Raw genomic sequence first — 21854 nt, forward strand, 5'->3', positions numbered from 1 at the left:
CACCGTTGCCTCCGCCGCCCCCGCCGTCCCCGGCTCCCAGCGCGTCCGCCCCCAAGCCGCAGCTGGAGCAGAAGCGGCGGGAGATCATCCAGATCATCAAGGGCGGCGGCGGCGACGAGGCCGAGAAGACGGAGCCGCTGCGCTCGAACTTCGCGGAGACGGCGTTCTGGGTTCCGCAGCTCCTCACCGGGCCGGACGGCGCGGCGGTGCTGGAGTTCACCGTACCGGACTCCGTGACGGCCTGGAGCGTCTGGGCGCACGCGCTCACGCGCGATCTGCGCGGCGGTTCGGTGCAGCGCACCACCCGCAGCGTGAAGGAGCTGATGGTGCGTCCGTACCTGCCGCGCTTCCTGCGCGAGGGCGACCGCGCGGAATTGGAAGTGGTGGTCAACAACGCGAGCACGAAGCCCCAGCAGGGTCAGCTCACCTTCGACATCGTGGATCCGGACACGCAGAAGAGCCTGCTGTCTGAGTTCGGCGTGAAGACGGCGGTGCAGTCCTTCACGGTGGCGCCAGGGAAGGGGACGCACCTGCGCTTCCCCGTCACCACGCCCGCGCGCGTGGGGCCGGTGGCCTTCCGCGTCGTCGCGAAGACGGACAGCTTCAGTGACGGAGAGCTGCGGCCGCTGCCGGTGCTCCCCGGGCGCATGCACCTGGCGCAGTCGCGCTTCGTGACGCTGCGCGACCAGGACCGCAAGACGCTGACGTTCGACGACCTGAAGCGCTCGGATGACGCCACGCGGGTGAACGAGCAGCTCGTCGTCACGGTGGACGCGCAGCTGTTCTACTCGGTGCTCCAGGCGCTGCCGTACCTGGTGAACTACCCCTATGAGTGCACGGAGCAGACGCTCAACCGCTTCGTGTCCTCCGGCATCGTCGCCAGCCTCTATGACAAGCACCCGGCCGTGGCGAAGATGGCGAAGGAGCTGAGCCAGCGTCCCACGCGCTTCGAGACCTGGGACGCGGTGGATCCGAACCGGAAGATGACGCTGGAGGAGACGCCCTGGCTCACCGACGCGAAGGGCGGCCGCGAGTCACCGGAAGACCTGGTGCGCGTGTTGGATCCGAAGGTGGCGCAGGCGGAGCGCATGGCGTCGCTCGCGAAGCTGAAGAAGGCGCAGACGGCCGACGGCGGCTTCCCGTGGTGGCCGGGCGGCCCCGCGTCGCCGTACATGACCGTCTACATCCTCCACGGCCTGTCGCGCGCGACGGAGCACGGCGTGGAGGTTCCGCCGGAGATGACGAAGCGGGCGTGGACGTACCTGGCGAAGCAGTTCCGGGACGACTACGCGAACAAGCTGATGAAGAAGAACGTGGGGTGGGAGTTCCTCACGTTCCTCAACTTCGTGGCGTCCTCGTATCCTGACGCGCGCTACACGGGAGATGCGCTCACGGCGGCCGAACGGCAGCGCATGCTCGACTTCTCCTTCAAGCACTGGAAGGAGCACTCGCCGTACCTCAAGGGCTACCTGGCGCTCACGCTGCATCGCTCGAAGCGGACGAAGGACGCGCTGAAGGTCTGGGACAGCGTGATGGACTCCGCGAAGACGACGGAGGACCAGGGCACCTTCTGGGCCCCCGAGGATCGCAGCTGGCTCTGGTACAACGACACCACGGAGACGCACGCCTTCGCGCTGCGCACGCTGTCGGAGCTGCGCCCCAAGGACCCGCGCCGCGCTGGGCTGGTGCAGTGGCTGCTGTTGGACAAGAAGCTGGGCCACTGGAAGTCCACGCGCGCCACGGCGGAGGCGCTCTACGCGCTGGTGAACTACCTGGAGGCCGAAGGGGCCCTGGGCATCCGCGAGGAGCTGAAGGTCACGGTGGGCCCGAAGGTCGTCCCGATGGTCTTCTCGCCGGAGGTCTACACGGGGAAGAAGAACCAGGTGGTGCTCACCGGGCCGGAGGTGAAGGCCGACACGGCGACCACGGTGGTGGAGAAGACGACGAAGGGCTTCGCCTTCGCCTCCGCGACATGGCACTTCTCCACGGAGCAGCTGCCCAAGGAGGAGCGCGGGGACTTCTTCAACGTCTCGCGTCGCTACTTCCTGCGCCTGCGTGAGGGCAACCAGACGCTGCTGCGTCCGCTCGCGGAGGGCGCGCCGCTCCACCCGGGCGACGAGGTGGAGGTGCAGCTGTCCCTGCGCACGAAGCACGCGGCCGAGTACGTGCACCTGCGCGACCCGCGCGCCGCGGGCCTGGAGCCGGAGAATGCGGTCTCCCGCCACAAGTGGGACCTGGGCATCGTCTGGTACGAGGAGACGCGCGACTCGGGGACGAACTTCTTCTTCGAGGCGCTCCCGGTGGGCGAGTACACGTTCAAGTACCGGCTGCGCGCCAACCTCGCGGGCACCTTCCGCGTGGGGCCGGCGACGGTGCAGTCCATGTACGCGCCGGAGTTCACCGCGTACTCCACGGGAGCGGTGCTCACCGTGGGCAAGGCGCAGTAGCGCGCGGGTGGGGCAGGGGGCCGGCGTTCCTTCGGAGCGTCGGCCCGGTCCCGCGTCCCGCTACTCCGCGCAGGTGGCGGCTTCGTCCGTCGGGTGCAGCGTGGCGATGCCGTACGTGCCGTTGCGCGTGCCGCACCAGATGCGCCAGTTCCCGCCCCCGACGTCCGGCGCCGAGTACACGCCGCCCTCCTTCTTCGCCCCGCCGCGGGCGCAGCAGTGGGCGAACGCGCGCGTCCCGATGGCGGCGATGGAGACCGCGTCCTGCGTCTTCGAGAAGCCCCCGAGCCGCTTCACGCCGCACGACCAGGGCGCGACTCCCTGGAAGCGGATCAGGTACTGCTCGCCGCGCAGCGCTTGCGCTCCCTTGCCGGGGCCCTGGTAGCAGAGCTTTCCCTCGGCCTCGAGCTGCGCGTAGCGCGGCAGGAAGTGGAGCCCGCCAATGGGGCCGCGCTGCCAGTCATCCCCGCAGAAGACGTGGGTGAAGGCGTTGCGCGGGCCGGTGCTCACCCAGAGGCTCGTGAGCCATTCGAGGTTCGCCTGCCGCGAGCCCTTGCCGGGCCGCCCCGCCGCGGACAGCGCCCGCTGCACCCGGGCGTCGTCGTAGTGCTTCGCGAAGAAGCGCTGCACGTCTCCCGCGCTCACGCTCGCGTCGGGGCGCGCGGGGCACAGGTCCAGCACCTCGCGGTCCAGGGCGGACAGCGCCGGGGCCTTGGGGAACAGGGGCGCGTTCTCGCAGGTGGTCGCGCAGGCCGGTGCGTCGCCCTTCGCGGAGGCTGGAGGGGGCGCGGAGGCGCGGCCCGCCGGCATCTGGACCACGACGGTGTTCGCGTCGTCATCGGACGGCGGGGCCTGCGTGGACACGGAGCCCCGGGCCGCCTGCTGTTGGCGCGTGTTCGCGTGGTCCGCCTCGACGAGGGCCGACGTGCCGGGCGCGCGCGCGATGGCCTCCGTGGGGGTGCCGTCGCAGAGCACCCAGCCCTCTGTCTTGGGCCCCTGCAACTTGCACCACGCGCGAGCGGGTCCGCCCTTCTTCACGAGCGGATAGGTGACCCCTGGCTCCACGGCGAAGACGACCTTGGAGGACTCGGGCTGGTCCACCGCGTCCACGCGTTCGTCGGAGACGAAGACACCGCCTCCGGCCCAGACGGCAGGGGCCACGGAGAGGGCCACGAAGAAGCAGGCGAGCGTCCTGGAGAGGCGCATGGTGCGCGGGACTCTAACAGGACCGCCCGGGGGCCGCAGTTCGCCGGTTGCGCACAGCGGCACTCGGAGAATATGGACCCCCGATATGAAACCGATGAATTTCCGCGGTCGCTGGGTGCTCATTACCGGCGCGTCGTCCGGCCTGGGGTTGGAGATGGCCCGGCTGCTCGCGAAGGAGCACGGCGCCCACATCGTCGCCGTCGCGCGCCGTGAAGACCGGCTGCTCGCGCTCAAGGCGGAGTTGGAGGGCGCGCACGGGGTGCAGGTGCTGCCCCTGGTCGCGGACCTCTCCCGGCCCGGCGAGGCCGAGCGCGTGCACGCGGTCGCGGTGGAGGGACGCACCGTCGACGGCGTCATCCTCAACGCGGGCGTCACCTTCTTCGGACGGGTGCTGGAGCAGCCGGCTGAGTCCTTCGACACGATGCTCGCCACCAACGTCACCAGCGTGGTGCGGATGTCCCAACGCTTCGCCGCGGACTTCGTGCGGCGCGGGGAGGGGGCGTTGATGCTCGTCGCGAGCACGGCGGGCTTCGCGCCGCTGCCGTACCAGGCGACCTACGCGGCGACGAAGTCGTTCGTGATCAGCTTCGGGCGCGGGCTGGCCCACGAGCTGCGCAAGACGGGCGTCTCCGTCACCGTCTTCGCGCCGGGCGGCATCGCCACGGAGATGCTGTCGCTGTCGGGGCTGGACCGGCAGTTCAAGGCGGGCGACCTGGGCATCATGTCCGCGGACGCCTGCGCGCGCATCGCCGTGGAGGCGCTCGTGCGCCGCCGCGAGCTGGCCGTGCCCGGCCTCCTCAACCGCTTCCTCGCCACGACGATGAAGCTGCTGCCCCACGCGTTCATCGTCCAGCGCTCGGCCGCGCTGTACGAGGGCGGCCTCTTGAAGGAGCCGCCCAAGCCCTGAAGCAGAAGGCCCCGCGAAGGGCCCGGCGTCAGGCCAGCTTCACCCGCGCCACCTTCAGCTTGCCCACCTGCACGGTGTAGTCGCCGGCCCCCAGCTCCGCCTTGGGGTCGGTGACCTTCTCGCCGTTCACCCGGACGCCGCCCTGGGCCATCAGCTTGCGCGCCTCGGTGGCGGAGGCCACGAGCTTCGTCTCCGGCAGCAGCTTCGTCACCGGCAGCTTCTCCGCGCCCCCGAGCGACACCTCCACGAGCGGCAGCTCCTCCGTGGACAGCTCCTTCTTGGCGAAGCGCTTCTCGAAGTCCTCGGCCGCCTTGCGCCCGGCCTCCTCGCCCTGGAAGCGCGAGGCCATCTCCTGCGCGAACGCGACCTTGGCCGCCTTCGGGTGGAGCGCGCCGGACTTCGTCTGCTCCTCCATCTCCAGGACCTTCTTGAGCGGCAGCGACGACAGCAGCTTGTAGTACCGCCACATCAGGTCGTCGGTGATGCTCATCAGCTTGCCGAAGATGCTGTCCGCCGGCTCGTCGATGCCCACGTAGTTGTCCAGGCTCTTGGACATCTTGTCGCCGACGATGACGCCGTCGACGAGCTTCGCGTCCAGGCCCTCCAGGATGGGGCCCGTCATGATGACCTGCGGCTCCAGGCCCTCGTCCTTCATGAGCTGCCGGCCCACGCCCAGGTTGAAGAGCTGATCCGTCGCACCCAGCTCCACGTCCGCCTTCAGCGCCACGGAGTCATGGCCCTGCAGGAGCGGGTAGAGGAACTCGTGCAGCGAGATGGAGCGGTTCTCCCGGTAGCGCGTCTTGAAGTCGTCGCGCTCCAGCATGCGCTGCACGGAGTAGCGCGAGGCCAGGCGGATCATCCCCTCGGTGCCCAGCGCGTCGAGCCACTCGGAGTTGAACTTCACCACCGTCTTGTCGGGATCCAACACCTTGAAGACCTGCTGCTTGTAGGTCTCCGAGTTGACCTTCACCTCGTCGCGGGTGAGGGCCGGGCGCGTCGTGTTCTTCCCGGTGGGGTCGCCGATGAGCGCCGTGAAGTCACCGATGAGGAACACCACCGTGTGGCCGAAGTCCTGGAAGCGCCGCATGCGCGTCAACAGGAGCGAGTGGCCCAGGTGCAGGTCCGGACGGCTGGGGTCGAAGCCCGCCTTGATGACGAGCGGCTTGCCCTTGTCATACGAGCGCTGGAGCTTCTTCTTGAGGTCCTCCGGCACCTGCAGATCCACGGTGCCGCGAGTCACTTCTTCGTACTGCTCTTCGGGAGTCGCCTTGCGCAGTGCGTCCGGGTTCATGGCGCCGCGGACACTACCCGAAAGGCTGCGGGCAGGGCGGGACTTCGCATCCGCCCCGCCCAGCGCTGTTTCCCTGCCTGCCGCCCGCGTCAGGTGTCCAGGAAGTCCCAGTCGCGGTACAGGCCGCGCAGGGTCTGGCTCTCCGTCACGACCTGGTCCATGTCCACGTCGTCACTGGTGGTGGGCAGCGCCTGGACGATCTGGTCGTTGAAGGCCAGACCCACCCGACGGCTGCGCGCGCTGGCGGCCTTGAGGGTGGCGTCGTAGTAGCCGCCCCCGCGCCCCAGCCGCTTGCCATCACCACTGAAGCCGAGTCCCGGGACCACGAACAGGTCGATCTGGTCCACCGCGATCAGGTCCGAGGAGTTGCTGGGCTCCCGGACGCCAAGGCGTCCCGGCTCCAGCTCGCTCTCCGACTTGATGGCCCGGAAGGCCAGGATGCGCCCGTGCACATGGGACAGCGGATAGCAGACGATCTTCTCGTCCTGCAGGGCCGCGATGAGGATGTCCCGGGTGGGCACTTCACCCCGGATGGGGGCGTAGAGCGCCACCGTACGTGCCTTCTGATAGTAGGGCGATGCCAGGAATCGAGACTGCACCTTGAGGCCTCGCTCATCGATGAGGTCGTTGGTCATCGCCTTGCGGCGCGCCGTCAGTTCCTCACGAAGCGATACCTTCTTCTCCGCCGCCGCCGCCGTATCCACCGCAGTCTCGCTCACCGCCGCCGCTCCCCAAGAAAGAGTCCCCCGCCGAGCCGTGTGTCCAGCGTCCATTGAACCCTCAGAAGTCAGGTGGGGACCGAAATCATGTCACCGCAGGCTTCCCTCATCCCCGTGAGGGGGAGGGCTTGCACATGGCGACCGAAACGGACCCCGGAATGGACGTATCGGTTCGAATTTCTGCTGGGCATCACGAACCCCGCAGGGAACAGACCTTTACCGCTAAAAACTCAAGTCAAGTGCCTAGAATCACTGGGAAATCCCAGAGCGTTCTTGGGAAAATGATAAGGACGGAGAAGCGTGCGGTCAAGCCGTCCTCGCGCGTTTACAACCGACCCGGTCGACTTCTATGATGCCGGGACCCCTGACATGTCGCCCCCGACCACAACATTGGCTCTCGCGGCGGTTGTCTGCCTCGCCTCCGGATTCGCGTGGGCGGGCCCGGCCGTCGACGGCACCTATCAAGGAGATGTCTTCGGCCCCGTGGAGTTGCGCACGGACGGAGAACACGTGGTGGGCACCGCGCCGGCGGGAGGTCCCTGCAAGCGCTCGGGTGCCCAGCAGGTCCTGACGGGGGACTTCCAGGGCAATGTCTTCGTGGGTTCGTTGACAGTCTGCCAGTCCGGCGTGGCGTGCGAGACGTCGGGGACCTTCCCCGTGATGCTCGTCTACAACTTCGAGGAGCGGGCCCTGGCCGGGCGGGTGAAGCTGGACGGCGGCTGCGCGTCGGACGCGCTGGGCCCCAACGGGCTGCTGGTGCTCCGGGCGCCGGCGCAGGAGGTCTATCCGAGCGCCCCGGCCCCGGCTCCGACTCCGACGGCGGGGCAGGAGGCCGAGCGTCAGGCCCAGGTCCCGGTGCAGATCGCGCCCATGGCTTCGGGTTCGGCCGCGCAGGTGGCGGCGAAGCGGAGTGAAGCCGTGGACGTTCCGGCGGCGCTGCGGCTGGGGCACCAGGCCCTGTCGGCGCAGAACGCCCTGGGCGCCACGCAGCAGTTCGAGCTGGTGCTGGGCCAGGACCGCAAGAACGCGTCGGCGCTGATGGGGATGGGCGTGGTGAACTTCCTGCGCAACCAGCAGGTGGAGGCCCTCCGGTTCCTGGAGTTGGCGCGCGCGGTGGGCAACCAGCAGGCCCGGGCGGAGGCGTCCTTCTGGATGGCGTGCGTACGGCGCGCGGACCGGCAGTCCAAGCCCGCCCAGGAGGCGCTGCGGCGCGCGGTGAGGGAGGGCTGGTCGCCTCCGGAGGGCAACGCGCTGGTGGACCGGGAGCTGCAGCGGCTGTCGGGTGAAGGCCCGATGTTCGAGCAGCTGCTGAAGGAGGCTCGCGGTCGCAAGCGGGCCCAGGGTCGGGATCCGCAAGGAGCTGGAAGCGTCAGCCCGTGACCGCGCCGACCCCCATGTCGAAACCCGTCCGGGTCTTCGGCAACTACGAGATCCTGTCGTTGCTGGGCAAGGGCGGCATGGCCGAGGTGTACCGCGCGCGCGTGCGCTCCGGGCCCCACGAGGGCTGGACGGTGGCGCTCAAGCGGTTGTTGCCTGCGCTCACCCGCGACCCGGCGTCGGTGGACCTGTTCGCGCGTGAGGCGCACCTGTCGCGCCAGTTGGATCACCCCAACATCGTGAAGGTGCTGGACGCGGGCATGTTGGAGGACGTGTCCTTCCTGGTGATGGAGCTGGTGGACGGGCGCGACCTGGGCCACATCCTGCGGCGCTGCAAGGCGCGCGGGATTCCGCTGCCCGTCGACTTCGCGGTGTACCTGGCCAAGGTGCTGCTGGAGGCGCTCGCGTACGCGCACACCGCCACCGGGCCGGACGGCGAGCCGCTGGGCATCGTCCACTGCGACGTGTCCCCCTCCAACCTGTTCATCTCCCGCGTGGGGGAGATCAAGCTGGGCGACTTCGGCGTGTCGCGCGTGCTGGTGGACGGCAAGCTCCAGGGCGGCGAGGTGCTGGGCAAGCCGTACTACCTGTCCCCGGAGTCGCTGCAGGGCGCGGTGACGCCGGAAGCGGACCTGTGGGCCGCGAGCGTCGTGCTCTACGAGCTGCTCACGCTGGGGCGCCCCTTCGTCGGCACCACGCCGGAGCAGGTCTTCGCGGGCATCCTGTCGCGCAACTACCGGCTGCTGAGCGCGGTGCGCCCGGACGTCCCGGAGGCGCTGGACGCGGTGCTCGCGCGTGCGTTCGCGGAGAACCCCGAGGACCGCTTCCCGTCCGCGGAGGAGTACGCGCACGCCCTGGCCCCGCACTACGACGAGCGCGTGGGCACGCCCCTGGCCATCGCGGCGGTGGTGCGCGGCCTGTTCGGCACCACCGACGAGGTGCCGTCCGTCCCCGAACCCGAGCCCGCGCGCCCCGGCAACAGCGCCGAGTAGCCGGGCGGACAGGGCCCCGGCGTGCAGTTCACTGGCCGGGAAGGGCCGCTGCGGCCTGTGCTCCGGATGATGACCTTTCCTCCCGGCAGACACCCGAGGGAGGACATCCATGGCGACCGAGCGGAAGCAGCAGCAGCCAGAGCAGGACAAGCCCGCGCGCGAGGCGAGCGAGGGCGAGCAGCAGCGTCCACCCAAGGCCGACGAGGCCGAGGAGGGCATGCCCGGCTACGGCCAGCCCGACAAGGACGTGCGCGAGCGGCTGCCCGAGCAGAAGTGGTAGGCGGCGGGGACTTCAGCTGGCGGACGCGCCGGCTTCCAGGGCGCGCACGCGGGGGACGTGCGTGCACAGCGCTTCCACGACGCTCGCCACCTCGGCGTCGGTGGTGGACGCGCCCAGGCTGAAGCGCAGGCTGCCGCGGGCCTGCGCGGGTGACAGGCCCATGGCGCGCAGGACGTGGGACGGGGACAGCGTTCCGGACGCGCAGGCCGCGCCCGACGACACGCAGATACCCTCCAGATCCAGGGCCATCAACAGCGCTTCACCCTCCACCCCGTCGAAGCGCAGGTTGCTGGTGTTGGGCACGCGCGGGGCGCCTGCTCCATTCACCGTCACGCCGGTGAGGCGCGCGAGCACCTGTTGTTCAAACCCGTCGCGCATTGCGCCGACGCGCGCGGCGGTCGCGGACTGCTCGGTCGCGGCCAGTTCCAGCGCGAGGGCCAGCGCTTCGGCGTAGGGCACGTTCTGCGTGCCTCCGCGGCGGCCGCCCTCCTGATGCCCCGGGGTGAGTGCGCGCACGTCCACGCCCTTGCGCACCACCAGCACCCCCACGCCCTGCGGCCCGCCGAACTTGTGCGCGGACAGCGAGAGGAGATCCGCGTCCACCTCGCGCAGGGTGAGCGGCACCTTGCCGGCGGCCTGCACGGCGTCGGTGTGGAAGAGGATGCCGCGCTGCCGACACGCCCGGGCCACCTCCGCCACCGGCTGCAGCACGCCCGTCTCGTTGTTCGCCCACATCAGCGAGCACAGCGCGGTGTCCGGGGTGAGCGCCTCCAGCACGGCCTCCAACGACACGCGGCCGTCGGGGGCAGGGGAGAGCCGCACCACCTGCGCGCCCTCGCGCTCCAACTGTGTGAGGGCGCCGAGCAGCGCGGGGTGTTCCAGCGTGGAGGCCACCACCCGGCGGCGCTCCTTCACCGGGCGGGCCGCGTAGGCCCCCAGCAACGCGAGCGCGTCCGCTTCGCTGCCCGACGCGGTGAAGCAGACCTCCTTGGGCTCACAGCCCAGGAGCCGCGCCACCTTCGCCCGAGCCACGTCCAGCCGACCGCGGGCCTCGCGCCCTCCGCCGTGCACGCTGGATGCGTTGCCGAAGCCGCCCTGCGTGAAGGCCCGCGCGAGCAGCGCGCCCACCTCCGGGCGCACCGGCGCGGCGGCGTTGTGATCCCAGTAGATCACGTGTCCTGCGCGGACAGCAGCGACACCGGCCGCTCCTCGGCGACACCGAAGGCGTCGAGGAAGCGCGACACCAGGTCCCGCTTGAGCGCCTTGCGCTTGTTGGCGCTGCCGGACAGCGGCAGCCGCGCGCCCGCCATGCTGCCGTGGCCGCCGGACGAGCCGCCCAGGTCCTCGCACAGCTCGCGGATGAGGCGGCCCGCGTTCATGCGCCGGTCCTTCACCCGCAGGCTGAGGAAGAGCTGGTTGCGGAAGCTCCCGTAGGCCAGGGACCACTTCGTCCCTTCGAGGAACATCATCCGCTCGGCGACCTCCGCCACCATGTCCGGGGAATACACTTCCTCCAGGTCGGTGATGATGGCGGTGCCGTAGACCTTGGCCTTCTCGATGGCGGTGTGGAAGAGCTGGAAGTAGCGGGCGGGCACCTCCGGGTGCTCGATCTGCCCCAGCAGCGACTTGTCACAGCGGGGGAAGAGCCACAGGTAGCTGTCCACGTCCGTCTGGGTCGTCTCGCGGCCCAGGTCCCGCGTGTCCGCCTTGATGCCGTAGAAGAGCGCGGTGGCGACCTCCACGGAGGGCTCCAGGCGCGCGGCCCGCAGGTACTCCACCAGCATCGTGGAGGTGGCGCCGAAGTCGCCGCCCACGTCCGCGAAGGGCGACAGCAGGCTCTCCTCGCGCAGCGGGTGGTGGTCCACCACGAGGTCGGCGCGCAGGCGCGCGGGCAGCGAGTGGTTGCGCACCGGCGGCTGCGTATCCACGAGCCCGAACAGGTCGTACTGCGAGAAGTCGAGGGTGGACACGTGCGACACCGGCAGCCGCAGCACCCGCACGAAGGCGATGTTCTCCGCCCGGCCGATGATGCCGCCGTAGCCCACGTGCGCCTCCATCCCTGCCTTGCGCTCCAGCAGGTGGGCGAGCGAAACGGCCGCCGCGATGGAGTCCGGATCCGGGTTGTCGTGCGTCAGGATGAGCGCCCGGCGATGGCCCTTGGCCACGCGCAGCAGGCGGCCCAGCTTCTCATCGGCGGGCAGGTTCGCCAGACGCGCTGGCGGAGGCTCCGTGAGCTCGCTGCCGGCGGGAAGCTGGGAGCGACGACTCTGGAGGGTTGGGGTCACAGGCATGGGGGCTCTTCTTTTACTTCCTCCGGCACAGGGATTCGAGAAGTCGGATGTTCTCCCCATAACGTTCCGGAAAGGGTGTTTCCAATACCCCTATGGTGTCGACGAAGCGCGAATCCTTCATGAGGCAGCGAAAGGCCGTCAGGCCGATTGCTCCCTTGCCAGGTTCCTCGTGCCGGGCCCACGCCTCCAGCGATGGATGCGTGAGCCCCGATGCGCACGGGCGCTACTCGACGGTCTTGTACTTGCGGCCCAGGTCGCGGAAGTACTTCACGCCGTTGTCGAGCGAGTTCTCCATCGCGTCCATCAGCACCGTGCGGAAGATGGCCACCGGTCCCCGGAAGGACTCGTAGTAGCGCTGCCGATCGATGGAGTGGATGACCGCCGGCATGTAGCCGTTGCGCAGCAGGATGAGGTTGCTGCACATGCGCCCCACCTTCCCGCTGTGCTCGGTGAAGGGGAAGATCTGCAGGAACTCGTGCTGCACCACCGCCGCCTGCTTGATGGGGTGGAACTCACGGAACTCCGCGCTGGCGGTGTGGTCCACGAGCTTCTCCAGCCGGGCCTGGATCTTCGCCGGCTGGGTGATGTCGTGGAAGTAGGTCCGGTGCAGGGGCATGTCCTTGCGCAGCCCGGCCCGGTCGCGCTCCTTGGCCAGCTCCTTCTCCGTGCGCTCGCGCCGCTCCATGCGCGCGCGTTCGGCGAGCGCCTCCGGCGTGTTGCCGAGGAAGAGGTCGTGCATCCGCTTGATGGTGGTGAGCGTCAGCGCGGACTGCTTCTTCGCGCCCACGGCCTCCTCACGGATGTAGTCCGCGACCGCCTTGTGGTTGCGGATCTCGAGCACGACCGGAATCATGGACGCTTCCGCGGCGGTGCGTGCCGGGAAGAGCGCGGCCATCAGCTCCTGGTGCGTGTACACGACGCCTTCGAGCGCGGCGTCGTGGTAGATCCACGACATCTCGAATCGGTCGAGGAACTCGCGTGCGGGCTGCTTGTCCTTGTAGATGTCGAGGTACTCGCGCAGCTGCTCGTTCTTCTCGTCGATGTCTTGATAGCGTTCCTTCACGGACTGCGGCTCCTTCTCGCCCCGGCCCGCCCCGGGCGCTTTTTCTCAGAGGCTGCGCCAGGCGGGTACAACGGCACGCGGATTCTAGAAATTCCGCGCGGTTGGAACAATTAAAACCCGACTAGAGATTCACCAGGAACACTTCGCACGCCTGGTCGAGCAGGTCCTTGGAGAGGGCCGGAGGGATCTGCCGGTACCTCGCCGCGTCCCGGATGAGTGACACCAGATCCCGAGGGTGGCACGAGCGCATCTCCATGCTGCGCGGCTTGTAATAGTGCTCCACGAGGTAGGTGACAGCCTGGTCCACGTAGGGAATGCCCGCCGCTTCGCACACCCGGCGGAAGATCTCCCGGTAGGACTCTTCATCCGGATTGCCTACTTCGATCTTGTACTTGATCCGGCGCAGGAACGCTTCATCCACCAGCTCCTTGGGGTCCAGATTGGTGGAGAAGACGAGGAGCTGATCGAACGGGATCTCGAACTTCTTGCCCGTGTGGAGGGTGAGGAAGTCCACCCGCTTCTCCAGGGGGACGATCCACCGGTTGAGCAGGTCCGTGGGGTGCACCTTCTGACGGCCGAAGTCGTCGATGAGGAGCATGCCGCCATTGGCCTTCACCTGGAACGGCGCCTCGTAGAAGCGGGTGCTCTCCGAGTAGATGAGATCCAACGTCTCCAGCGTCAGCTCGCCGCCCACGACGACGGCGGGCCGGCGGCAGAGCAGCCACCGCTTGTCCATTTCGAAGGTCTGCCGGCGGCCACCCGCGCCCGAGGAACCCACCTCCAGGGACACCGGGGTGTGGATGATGCGGTCGTAGACCTTGATGATCTGGTTGTCGATTTCGAGGCAGTGCGGGACGTACACCTCGCCGCCGAACATGTGGGAGATGGCCTCGGCGAGGCTCGTCTTGCCGTTGCCCGGCGGGCCGTAGAGGAAGAGCGAGCGGCCGGAGTTCACCGCCGGGCCCAGCTTGTCCATCAGCTCCGCGGAGACGGTGAGGTGGCCCAGGGCCATCACCAGGTCCTCCTGGCCCACGACGGGCGTCTCCTCCGTCTGGCTGCTGATGAGCGCGTTGTACTGCTCGATGGGGACGGGGGCGGCGCCCACGTAGGTGGAGCGGGTGAGGGCGTCGCGGGCGTACTCGCGGCCCTTCTCCGTGAGGGCGAACTCCACGGACGCGCGGCCAAAGCCCTTGCCGCCCCGCAGGTCCACCAGCTTCTCCGTGGCGAGGAAGTCCACCACGTGCTCGACGACGCCGGACCACGGCAGGCACATGCTCTCCGCGATGCCCATGCCCGTGCCGGTGCCGGCGTAGTACAGGAACTTGAGGCCCAGGTCGGCCAGCAGGCCAATCTTCAGCCCGGTGTCCTCCAGCGACTTCGGCTCCGGGGGAGCGATGTCGAGGACGGACGGGTTCTCCAACTTGAACGGATTGTCTTCGTAGGCGTACCCGGCGGGAGGCATCGGGTATGGGTTCTACCCGATTCCCCCGGCCGCCGGGACGTCACGTCAGGCGAGTGTTCTCAAACGTAGGTCAGCCAGTCCGCATAGCGGTCGTCCTGGCCCCGGACGACCTTGAAGTAGCTCTCCTGCACGAACCTGCCGATGGGGCCGGGCTTGCCCTCGCCCACCTGGCGGTTGTCGACCTCGCGCACGGGGGTGATCTCCGCGGCGGTGCCGGTGAAGAAGATCTCATTGCAGATGTAGAGGGCGTCGCGGGTGAACGTCACCTCGTCGACGACGCGGCCGCTGTCGCGCAGCAGCTTGAGCACGGTGTCGCGGGTGATGCCGTCGAGGATGGGCGAGGAGAGGGGCGGCGTCTTGATGACGCCCTTCTTGTTCACCATGAAGATGTTCTCGCCGGAGGCCTCCGCGACGAAGCCGCTGATGTCCAGGAGGATGGCCTCGTCGTAGCCGGCGAGCACCGCCTCGCGCTTGGCGAGGATGGAGTTGACGTACTGGCCGGTGATCTTCCCGCGCACCATGTTCACGTTCACGTGCATGCGCGTGAAGGAGCTGACCTTGGCGCGGATGCCCTCGCGGATGCCCTTGTCGCCCAGGTACGCGCCCCAGTCCCAGGCCGTCACGGCCACGCGGGTGGGGTTCACCGCGCCCAGGCCCATGGCGCCATCCCCCATGAAGGCCACCGGGCGCAGGTAGGCGCCGTTGGCGAACAGGTGCTTCTGCTGGCGCAACAGCTCCAGCGTCGCCTCCACCAGCTGATCCTCGGTGTAGGGGATGTGCAGCATGATGATGTGCGCGGAGTCGAGCAGGCGCCGGATGTGCTCGCGCAGCCGGAAGACGGCGAGCCGGCCATCGTGGGTCTTGTAGGCGCGGATGCCCTCGAAGACGCCCAGGCCGTAGTGGAGGGCGTGCGTCATGACGTGCACGCTGCCTTCGTCCCACTTCACCAGCTTCCCATCGAGCCAGATGTGTTCGGCGCGCAGTACGGAGGATGAGGTCGAGCTCATCGGGAACTTCCTTCGTCGGGCAAGGGGTGGGACGACGTGAGGCCTTGGGCCTTGTATCCATGCCCACGGGTGGGGCAAAGCGCGAAACGCCGGGGCCCGTCCGAACGGTCCCTCAATGTCCGGGCCCGACGATCCGCGTTGCTGCCCCGCGTCAGGCCTGGGCGATCTGCGGAAGGTTCGCGCGGGCCTTCTCGATGTCGCCCTCGTATTTGAGGACGAGGTTGAGCGTGGCGGCGACGACGTCCGCGGTGAGCGACTCCGCATTGAGCAGCGCGAGGCTCTGGGCCCAGTCCAGCGTCTCGCTGATGGACGGAGCCTTCTTGAGGTCGAGCGCGCGGATGGCGGCCACGGCCTCCACCACCTGCTCGGCCAGCACCTGGGAGACCTCCGGCAGGCGCGAGCGGACGATGCGCAGCTCGCGCTCGCGGTCCGGGAAGTCGATGTGCAGGTGCAGGCAGCGGCGCTTGAGCGCGTCGGACAGCTCGCGGGCGTTGTTGCTGGTGAGGATGACGCGCGGGATGTGCTTCGCCTTGATGGTGCCCAGCTCCGGCACCGTGACAGCGTTGTCAGAGAGCACTTCCAGCAGGAAGGCCTCGAACTCCGGATCCGCCTTGTCGATTTCATCCACCAGCAGCAGGGACGGCTTCTCTGACAGCTGGGCCTGGAGGATGGGGCGGGGCAGCAGGAAGCGCTCGGAGAAGAACACCGCGTCCCCCGACGCGAGCCGGTCCGCGGCCTCCGCCAGCGTCTTGGTGCCCTGGGTCATCTCCCCAATCTTGTCCTTGAGCAGCTGGGTGTAGAGCAGCTGCTTGGCGTACTCCCACTCGTAGAGGGCCTTGGCCTCATCCAGGCCCTCGTAGCACTGGAGGCGGATGAAGCCCCGGTCCAGCGCCAGGGCCAGGGCGCGCGCCAGCTCCGTCTTGCCCACGCCCGCGGGGCCCTCCACCAGGATGGGCTTGTTCATCCGGTCCGCCAGGAACACCGACGTGGCGATCTCCGGCGACGAGAGGTAGCCCACCGCCTCCAGACGACGCGCCGCGTCCTCCACACTGGTGAACGAGCGAATCACGGGCGTCAGGTCAGGAGGGCTCACACCGGTCAACTTAACCGACGGACTTCCGACGACTGCGGCAAAAATGCCAGGGTTGAGGGGCCGCCGGCCGCACCCTTGAGGCCCTGTGGAGCTGCAACCCTGCGGAATCAGAGTGCGCAAATATTTTCGCACCCTGGGCACGCACCGTGCATCTCAGTGCCGCAATTCAGGACACGAACGAGGTCGCGGGTCATGTGGGCGTTGTTGAAGATGGCGATGGCGGTGGTGGTGGTGGTGATGCCGGGAGGGTTCCCGCTGGTCCTGGCCTACATCGCGACGCGGACGCTGCTGGAGCGCTGGCGCACGGCCCAGGCGCAGGCCCGGGAAGAAGGCCGTCCGGTGTCGGTGCGCGACGTGGTGGGCTCACTGCACTTCCGCGACCTCCTCCGCGAGGCCCGGGCCGTGACAGCGCTGTAGTCGGTCGCAGGTGCCGGGCGTCGAGCCGGGCATGGGCTGAATGAACGAAGGGCCCGGCACCCCCTGGGGAGTGCGCGGGCCCTCGTCATTTCCAGGCAGCGGGAGGGCTACTTGTCGAGTTCGTCGACGAGCGCCGTCCAGTCGTCCTCGCCCTCGGGGGCGGTGGGCAGCTGCATCATCACCGTGCGCTCCGGCGCGTCCTCGTCATCGCCCAGGGCCGGCACGGGGGCCGGAGTGGGTGCGGCCTTCTTCCCGGCCTGCTTGGCGGCGGCCTTGGCCGGGGGCTTCGCGGCGGCCGGGATGACCGGGTTCGCCACGGCCGTCACGGCCAGGTGTTCGTCCTGCGCCGCGGGCTTCGCGGCGGGAGCGGCGGCCGGGGCAGGGGACTTGCTCTTGTACCGGGCCAGCTCCAGCTCGGCGACCTTGAGCGCCTTGCTCTTCTCCTGGACGGAGGTCTGGAGGCGGGCGACCTCCTGGGCCTTGATGGCCTCGCGGCGCTCCAGCTCCGCCTTCTGCTTGGCGTTGAGGTCCTCCAGCTCCTTGAGCTGCCGCGCCTCCAGGTCCTTGCGCTCCTTCTGCGCGGTGGCGAGCTTGGCGGCGGACTCGTTGGCCTTCGCCTCGGCGGCGGTGACGCGGGCGGTGAGCTCCTTCTCCGCGCGGCCCCGGGCGCTCTGGGCGTTCTCCAGCGCGAGCTCCAGGTCCTGGGCCTTCTTGGTGCGGGCCTGGACCTGGGCCTGGGCGTCCTTGAGCTTCGCGTCCGTGTCGGCCGCGAACTTCTGGGCCTCCTGGGCAAGCTGCGCGATGCGCTGGTCCGCCTTCGCCAGCTTCCCGGCCAGGTCGTCGGACTGCTTCTTCGCCTCGGCGGCGGCGGCCTGGGCCTGCTGGGCCTGCTGCTGCGCCTGGGCCTGGGCCTGCTGGAGCTGTCCGGCCAGTCCGTCGCGCTCGCTGGCGAGCTTCTTCTGGGACTGGCTGGCCTGCTGGAGCTGGGTGTCGCGCTCGGTGATGGCCTTGCGCGCCCCATCCAGGTCGTTGGAGGCGGCGGTGAGCTGCTGGCCCAGCGCGTCCGCCTGCTTCTTCGCCTCGGCGGCCTGCGCCTGCAGCTGGCCTTCCAGCGCCTTCACCTGGTCGGTGCGGGTGGCGACCTCACGGTTGAGCACCTCCGCCTGACGCATCTTCTCCTGCGTCACGTGGGTGAGCTTGCGCAGGGTGTCCGAGAGCTCCTTGCCCTTGGTGTCCACCTCGTTCTGCAGCAGCTCCTCGCGGCGCTGGGACTCGTGCGTGAGCGTCTGGAAGCGGTCTTCCAGGTCGTGCCGCGCGTCTTCCGTCTGCGCGAGCTTGGAGGACAGCTGCGTGACTTCCGCCACGCGCGCGCCCAGCTCGTGCTTGGTGACGATGAGCTGTTCGGCCAGCTCTTCGCCGTTCGCCTGCGCGTCCGCGAGCTGGCGGTTCAGCTCCGCCTGGGCGGAGGCCGCCTGCTGACGGGACTGGGCGTGGGCCTGCTCCTCGCGGGACAGGGCGTTCTGGGTGTCCGCGAGCTGGCCCTGGGTGGCGGCGAGCTGCTGCGAGGTGGTGTTCAGCTCCGCGAACAGCCCGTCGCGCTCCTGGGTGAGCGTGGCGATCTGCGCGGTCGTCTCCTCCGCGAGCCTCGCGTGCGCGCCGCGCTCGGCGTCATACAGGCCCTGCGTTTCGGACAGGTCCGCGCGCAGCTGGCCGATCTGACCGGTGAGGTCCTGCTCCAGCGCGTCCTTCGCTTCGCCGAGCGCCTGCAGCTCCGCGATGCGCGTGTCGCGCTCCTGCGTGGTGCGCGCGAGGAGGGCGTTGGTGTCCTGGAGGACGTCGCGCGTCTCGTTCAGCTCCGCGTCCAGCTCGTCGCGGTGCGTGGTCGTCTTCAGCAGCTCCGCGCGCGTCGACTCCAGCGTGTCCTGGGTCTGCGTGAGCGTCTGGCTCGTCGCCTCCAGCTCGCCGCGCGTCTCCGCGAGCGTGCCTTCGGTGCTGGAGAGCGTGCCCTGCGTGTCGGCAAGCGTGGCCTCCGTGCGCGCAAGCTGGCCCTGCGTGTCCGCGAGGGTCGCCTCGGTGCGCGCGAGCGTCTGGCTCGTCGCCTCCAGCTCGCCCTGGGTGGAGGAGAGCGTCTCCTCCGTCTGCGCAAGCCGCGTCTGCGTGTCGGAGAGGGTCTGGCTGGTGGCGTCCAGCTCGCCGCGCGTCTCCGCGAGCGTGCCTTCCGTGCTGGAGAGCGTCGCCTGCGTGTCCGCCAGGGTCTGGCTGGTGGCCTCCAGCTCGCCGCGCGTGGTGGAGAGCGTCTCCTCCGTCTGCGCGAGCCGGGCCTGCGTGTCCGTCAGGGTCTGGCTCGTCGCCTCCAGCTCACCGCGCGTCTCCGCGAGGGTGCCCTCGGTGCTGGAGAGCGTGCCCTGCGTGTCGGCGAGCGTGGCTTCCGTGCGCGCAAGCTGGCCCTGCGTGTCCGCGAGGGTGGCTTCGGTGGTCGCCAGCGTCTGGCTGGTGGCCTCCAGCTCGCCGCGGGTGGAGGAGAGGGTCTCCTCGGTCTGCGTCAGGCGCGTCTGCGTCTCGGAGAGCTGCTGGCTCGTCGCCTCCAGCTCACCGCGCGTCTCCGCGAGCGTGCCCTCCGTGTGGGAGAGCGTCGTCTGTGTCTCGGAGAGCTGCTGGCTGGTGGCCTCCAGCTCGCCGCGCGTCTCCGCGAGGGTGGCCTCCGTGCTGGAGAGGGTGCCCTGCGTCTCCGCGAGCTGCTGGCTCGTGGCCTCCAGGTTCCCGGTCAGCTCGGAGATGCGCGAGTCGCGCTCGGCCACGTCCGACTGCAGGCCTTCGATGCTGCTGTCGCGCTGGGCGACGGTGTCCTCGAGCGAGGCCACGCGCGCGGAGAGCTGCTCGCCCTGACGCTGGGCGGCGTCGAGCTGCTCGGTGAGCGCTTGAATCTGGCCGGTGAGGTCCGCCTCCAGGGCGTCCTTCGCCGCGCGCAGGTCCTCGAGCTGGCTGGTGAGGTCCTGCTCCAGCGCGTCCTTGGCCTGCTGGAGCGCCTGGATCTCCGCGGACAGCTCCGTCTCGCGGTCCTCCAGGTGCGTCTTGACGGCTTCGACCTCACCCTCCAGCTCACCGATGCGCTCGCGGTGCTGCTGGATGGTGGCGTTGAGCTCCGCCTCGCTGTTCTCGTTGCGGGCGATGGTCTCCTGCAGCTCGCGGTCGAGCGTGAGGAGCTTCGCGTCGCGCTCCTCCACGCGCTGCGTGAGGTCCGCTTCCTGCTCGTCCTTGTCCAGCTTGAGCTGGTCGCGCTCGCCGGTGACGCGCGCGATGTCGGACTCCAGGTCCGCCACCTGCTGCGTGAGGCGCTGCTCCAGCGCGGCACGCTCGGCGTTGAGGCGTTCGATCTCCGCGTCGGAGCGACTGGCGTGCTCCTCCGCGGTGGTGGCACGGGTCTCCAGGGCGCGCACGGTGGCGTCGCGCTCCTGCTCCGTCTGGGACAGCCGCTCCTGGAGGGCCTGCAGTTCGCCGTCCAGCTCGGCGTAGCGCTGGTCGCGCTCGCTGACGGTGCGGCCCAGCTCGGACTCGAACTGGTCCCCGCGCTCGCGCAGCTGGAGGATCTCCGCCTCGTTGGCGCGGACCGTGTCCTGGAGCTTCTGCTCCTTGACCTCGAACTCCAGCGTGACGACGCCGAGGTGCTTCTCCAGCTTGTCGTACTCGTTGCGGGAGTTCTCCAGGTCCACGCCGCGCCGGGACAGCTCCTCGTCGCGGAGGTTGACCTCCTTGCGCAGGACGTTGATGTCCTTTTCCTTGGAGGCGACGACCTCGATGAGGTCCTTCTCCGAGGAGAACTTCTGCAGGAGCAGGTCGTCCACGGTGGCGCCGTGCTCGCGCTCCTTCTGGACGATGGATTGCTGGGCGTCGTTGAAGCGCCGCAGCAGGTCATCCACCTGCATCTTCAGGCCCTGCAGCTCCACGTCCTTCTCGTGGAGCCGGTCCTCGACGGACAGCAGCTCCCGCTCGCGGACGCTCCAGATCTCCGACAGGCGCGCGAGCTGCGCTTCGCGTGTCTTCAGCTCGTCCCGGAGGATCTGGATCTTCCCCTCGGGCGTGCCCATCAGCTCACGGCGCGGGGGTGGACGCTTGAGCTGGCGCGACTCCGCCAGCAGCTCCGCCTTCCGGTCCGCGATGGACGAGAAGGCCCGGTCCATGAAGGTCTTGTCCTCGTCCGTCATCGCGCTGCGGCGCTCGCGCTTGGGCAGCTTGGGCGGAGCGCCGGTGCGGACACCGGGCATGGGCGGCGGGGCTTCACGCGGTGCGCCGGACAGGGCGGCATCCAGGTCCGCGTCCGTCTCGTCGGTGCCGGGCGGCACGATGCCCGCGCTCATCGAGGCGAGCTCCCCCATCTCGAAGGGGATGACGAGGTAGCCGTCCGCGGCGGCCGGCGTCTCACGGTGTTTGTTCAGACCCTCCACACCCGAGTCGGAGGAGAGCAGCAGGACCTTGAGGTTCTGGCCCCACTTGCCCTTCTTGATCTGACCACAGAGGGCGAAGCCGGACTGGTCCGGCAGCTCCGCGCGGACGACGACCAGGTCCGGCCGGCGTTTCTCCAGCTCCCGCTGCGCATCTGACGCAGTGGTAGCCATGGCCGTGTTGTAGCCCGCGCTCTTGAGCACGGAGGCCATGCTGAGTGCGAAGTCGTTCTGGCTTTCGACGATGAGGACGCGACGCTCCATGAAGCCCTTCACCCAGCAAAAAGTGCAGTAAAAACCGCCACATCCTATCCGGCGGGCGCGAGGCTTGGAAAGTTTCCGAGCGGCGCTCGGTCGCCTGCCTCACGTGTTCTTGTTGCGAACCGCTCCCTGGCCGACAGGGGAGGCCGGCCCGGGGGGCTCGGCGGTCTCCAGCTCCCTCCCGGGGAAGTTGGTGGGAGGGGTGTGGCGGGCGAACTGGGTCCCTTCCGGGGGACAATACCCGTGCGCGAGCTGTGCGAACCACGGGTTGAGGGTGGAGCCCGGCGGAGCGGGCGGGGGACCTTCGTCCTCGGCGGCCTCCACCGGTTCGACGTCCGCGGCCTCCACGGCGAGTGCGTCCGCGTCGTGGACCTCGTCGCTGCTGATCTCCTCCGGCTCCTCCAGCGCCGCCGTGGCGTTGGCCGGGGTGTGGCTGCCCTCGTCGTCCAGGGACAGGGCCTCGTCGGCGGCGATCTCCTGCCTCTTATACACATCTCCGAGCCCACGAGACCGGAGCCTCTCTCGTATGCCGTCTTCTGCTTGAAAAAAAAAAAAATTGCGTGGTGCTCACACCGTGTGGCTAACATAGTCATGGAGATACCACG

Annotated in this window: 17 protein-coding genes and 1 other RNA gene; 6 read left to right on the forward strand and 12 right to left on the reverse strand. The window is 69.3% G+C overall.

Features of this window, described 5'->3' with window-relative positions:
* Positions 1-2447, forward strand: a 2447-nt coding sequence (locus D7X12_RS22610; RefSeq protein ID WP_279637238.1) for an alpha-2-macroglobulin family protein, incomplete at its 5' end; no start/stop codon positions are given.
* 60 nt (positions 2448-2507) lie between these two features.
* Here D7X12_RS22610 and D7X12_RS22615 read toward each other — a convergent pair.
* Positions 2508-3650 carry an EndoU domain-containing protein gene (locus tag D7X12_RS22615; RefSeq protein WP_120627361.1) on the reverse strand — a complete coding sequence of 381 codons (1143 nt, stop codon included), beginning with the start codon at positions 3648-3650 and terminating at the stop codon, positions 2508-2510.
* 85 nt (positions 3651-3735) lie between these two features.
* On the opposite strand from D7X12_RS22615, the gene D7X12_RS22620 reads away from it, so the two are divergent.
* Positions 3736-4557: an SDR family NAD(P)-dependent oxidoreductase gene (locus D7X12_RS22620; protein ID WP_120627362.1), complete on the forward strand. Its 822-nt coding sequence runs from the start codon at positions 3736-3738 to the stop codon at positions 4555-4557.
* A 28-nt stretch (positions 4558-4585) separates the two neighbouring features.
* Here the strand turns inward: D7X12_RS22620 and tyrS are convergent, their stop codons facing one another.
* The 3 genes from tyrS to ssrS form a co-directional block, all read right to left on the reverse strand.
* On the reverse strand, positions 4586-5848 hold the full coding sequence (gene tyrS / locus D7X12_RS22625) for a tyrosine--tRNA ligase (protein ID WP_120627363.1): 1263 nt from the start codon (positions 5846-5848) through the stop codon (positions 4586-4588).
* A gap of 89 nt (positions 5849-5937) precedes the next feature.
* On the reverse strand, positions 5938-6567 hold the full coding sequence (locus tag D7X12_RS22630; RefSeq protein WP_120627364.1) for a 5-formyltetrahydrofolate cyclo-ligase: 630 nt from the start codon (positions 6565-6567) through the stop codon (positions 5938-5940).
* Positions 6568-6587: 20 nt separating this feature from the next.
* Positions 6588-6778, reverse strand: a non-coding RNA gene (gene ssrS, locus D7X12_RS22635) — 6S RNA.
* Positions 6779-6936: 158 nt separating this feature from the next.
* On the opposite strand from ssrS, the gene D7X12_RS42990 reads away from it, so the two are divergent.
* The 3 genes from D7X12_RS42990 (at position 6937) to D7X12_RS43490 (ending at position 9216) form a co-directional block, all read left to right on the forward strand.
* Positions 6937-7947: a tetratricopeptide repeat protein gene (locus D7X12_RS42990; RefSeq protein WP_158620103.1), complete on the forward strand. Its 1011-nt coding sequence runs from the start codon at positions 6937-6939 to the stop codon at positions 7945-7947.
* 14 nt (positions 7948-7961) lie between these two features.
* The gene (locus tag D7X12_RS22650; RefSeq protein WP_120627367.1) at positions 7962-8936 is read left to right on the forward strand and encodes a serine/threonine-protein kinase; all 975 of its coding nucleotides are present in this window, start codon (positions 7962-7964) and stop codon (positions 8934-8936) included.
* Positions 8937-9045: 109 nt separating this feature from the next.
* Positions 9046-9216: a hypothetical protein gene (locus D7X12_RS43490; protein ID WP_167509032.1), complete on the forward strand. Its 171-nt coding sequence runs from the start codon at positions 9046-9048 to the stop codon at positions 9214-9216.
* A gap of 12 nt (positions 9217-9228) precedes the next feature.
* Here D7X12_RS43490 and D7X12_RS22655 read toward each other — a convergent pair whose 3' ends face one another.
* The 6 genes from D7X12_RS22655 to D7X12_RS22685 form a co-directional block, all read right to left on the reverse strand.
* Positions 9229-10389, reverse strand: coding sequence for a cysteine desulfurase family protein (locus D7X12_RS22655; protein WP_120627368.1), 1161 nt, complete (start codon positions 10387-10389; stop codon positions 9229-9231).
* On the reverse strand, positions 10386-11507 hold the full coding sequence (locus D7X12_RS22660) for a DHH family phosphoesterase (protein WP_120627369.1): 1122 nt from the start codon (positions 11505-11507) through the stop codon (positions 10386-10388). The genes D7X12_RS22655 and D7X12_RS22660 overlap by 4 nt, the downstream gene beginning before the upstream one ends.
* Before the next feature lie 223 nt (positions 11508-11730).
* On the reverse strand, positions 11731-12570 hold the full coding sequence (locus D7X12_RS22670; RefSeq protein ID WP_120612867.1) for a Fic family protein: 840 nt from the start codon (positions 12568-12570) through the stop codon (positions 11731-11733).
* A 121-nt stretch (positions 12571-12691) separates the two neighbouring features.
* Complete coding sequence (locus D7X12_RS22675; protein WP_120627370.1) at positions 12692-14032, reverse strand: DUF8689 domain-containing protein; 1341 nt, start codon at positions 14030-14032, stop codon at positions 12692-12694.
* Between the two features lie 59 nt (positions 14033-14091).
* The gene (locus D7X12_RS22680) at positions 14092-15039 is read right to left on the reverse strand and encodes a branched-chain amino acid transaminase (protein ID WP_120627371.1); all 948 of its coding nucleotides are present in this window, start codon (positions 15037-15039) and stop codon (positions 14092-14094) included.
* A 151-nt stretch (positions 15040-15190) separates the two neighbouring features.
* On the reverse strand, positions 15191-16132 hold the full coding sequence (locus tag D7X12_RS22685; RefSeq protein ID WP_120627372.1) for an AAA family ATPase: 942 nt from the start codon (positions 16130-16132) through the stop codon (positions 15191-15193).
* 192 nt (positions 16133-16324) lie between these two features.
* Between D7X12_RS22685 and D7X12_RS22690 the strand changes: the two genes are divergently transcribed.
* Positions 16325-16549, forward strand: a complete 225-nt coding sequence (locus tag D7X12_RS22690) for a hypothetical protein (protein ID WP_120627373.1) — start codon at positions 16325-16327, stop codon at positions 16547-16549.
* 107 nt (positions 16550-16656) lie between these two features.
* Here D7X12_RS22690 and D7X12_RS22695 read toward each other — a convergent pair whose 3' ends face one another.
* Positions 16657-21252 (reverse strand): response regulator, encoded by a 4596-nt coding sequence (locus D7X12_RS22695; protein WP_120627374.1) that lies wholly within the window; start codon positions 21250-21252, stop codon positions 16657-16659.
* A gap of 99 nt (positions 21253-21351) precedes the next feature.
* Positions 21352-21741 carry a hypothetical protein gene (locus D7X12_RS22700; protein ID WP_208719220.1) on the reverse strand — a complete coding sequence of 130 codons (390 nt, stop codon included), beginning with the start codon at positions 21739-21741 and terminating at the stop codon, positions 21352-21354.
* Positions 21742-21854: the final 113 nt, after the last annotated feature.

It is taken from the genome of Corallococcus sicarius (genome assembly GCF_003611735.1).
Taxonomy (GTDB): domain Bacteria; phylum Myxococcota; class Myxococcia; order Myxococcales; family Myxococcaceae; genus Corallococcus; species Corallococcus sicarius.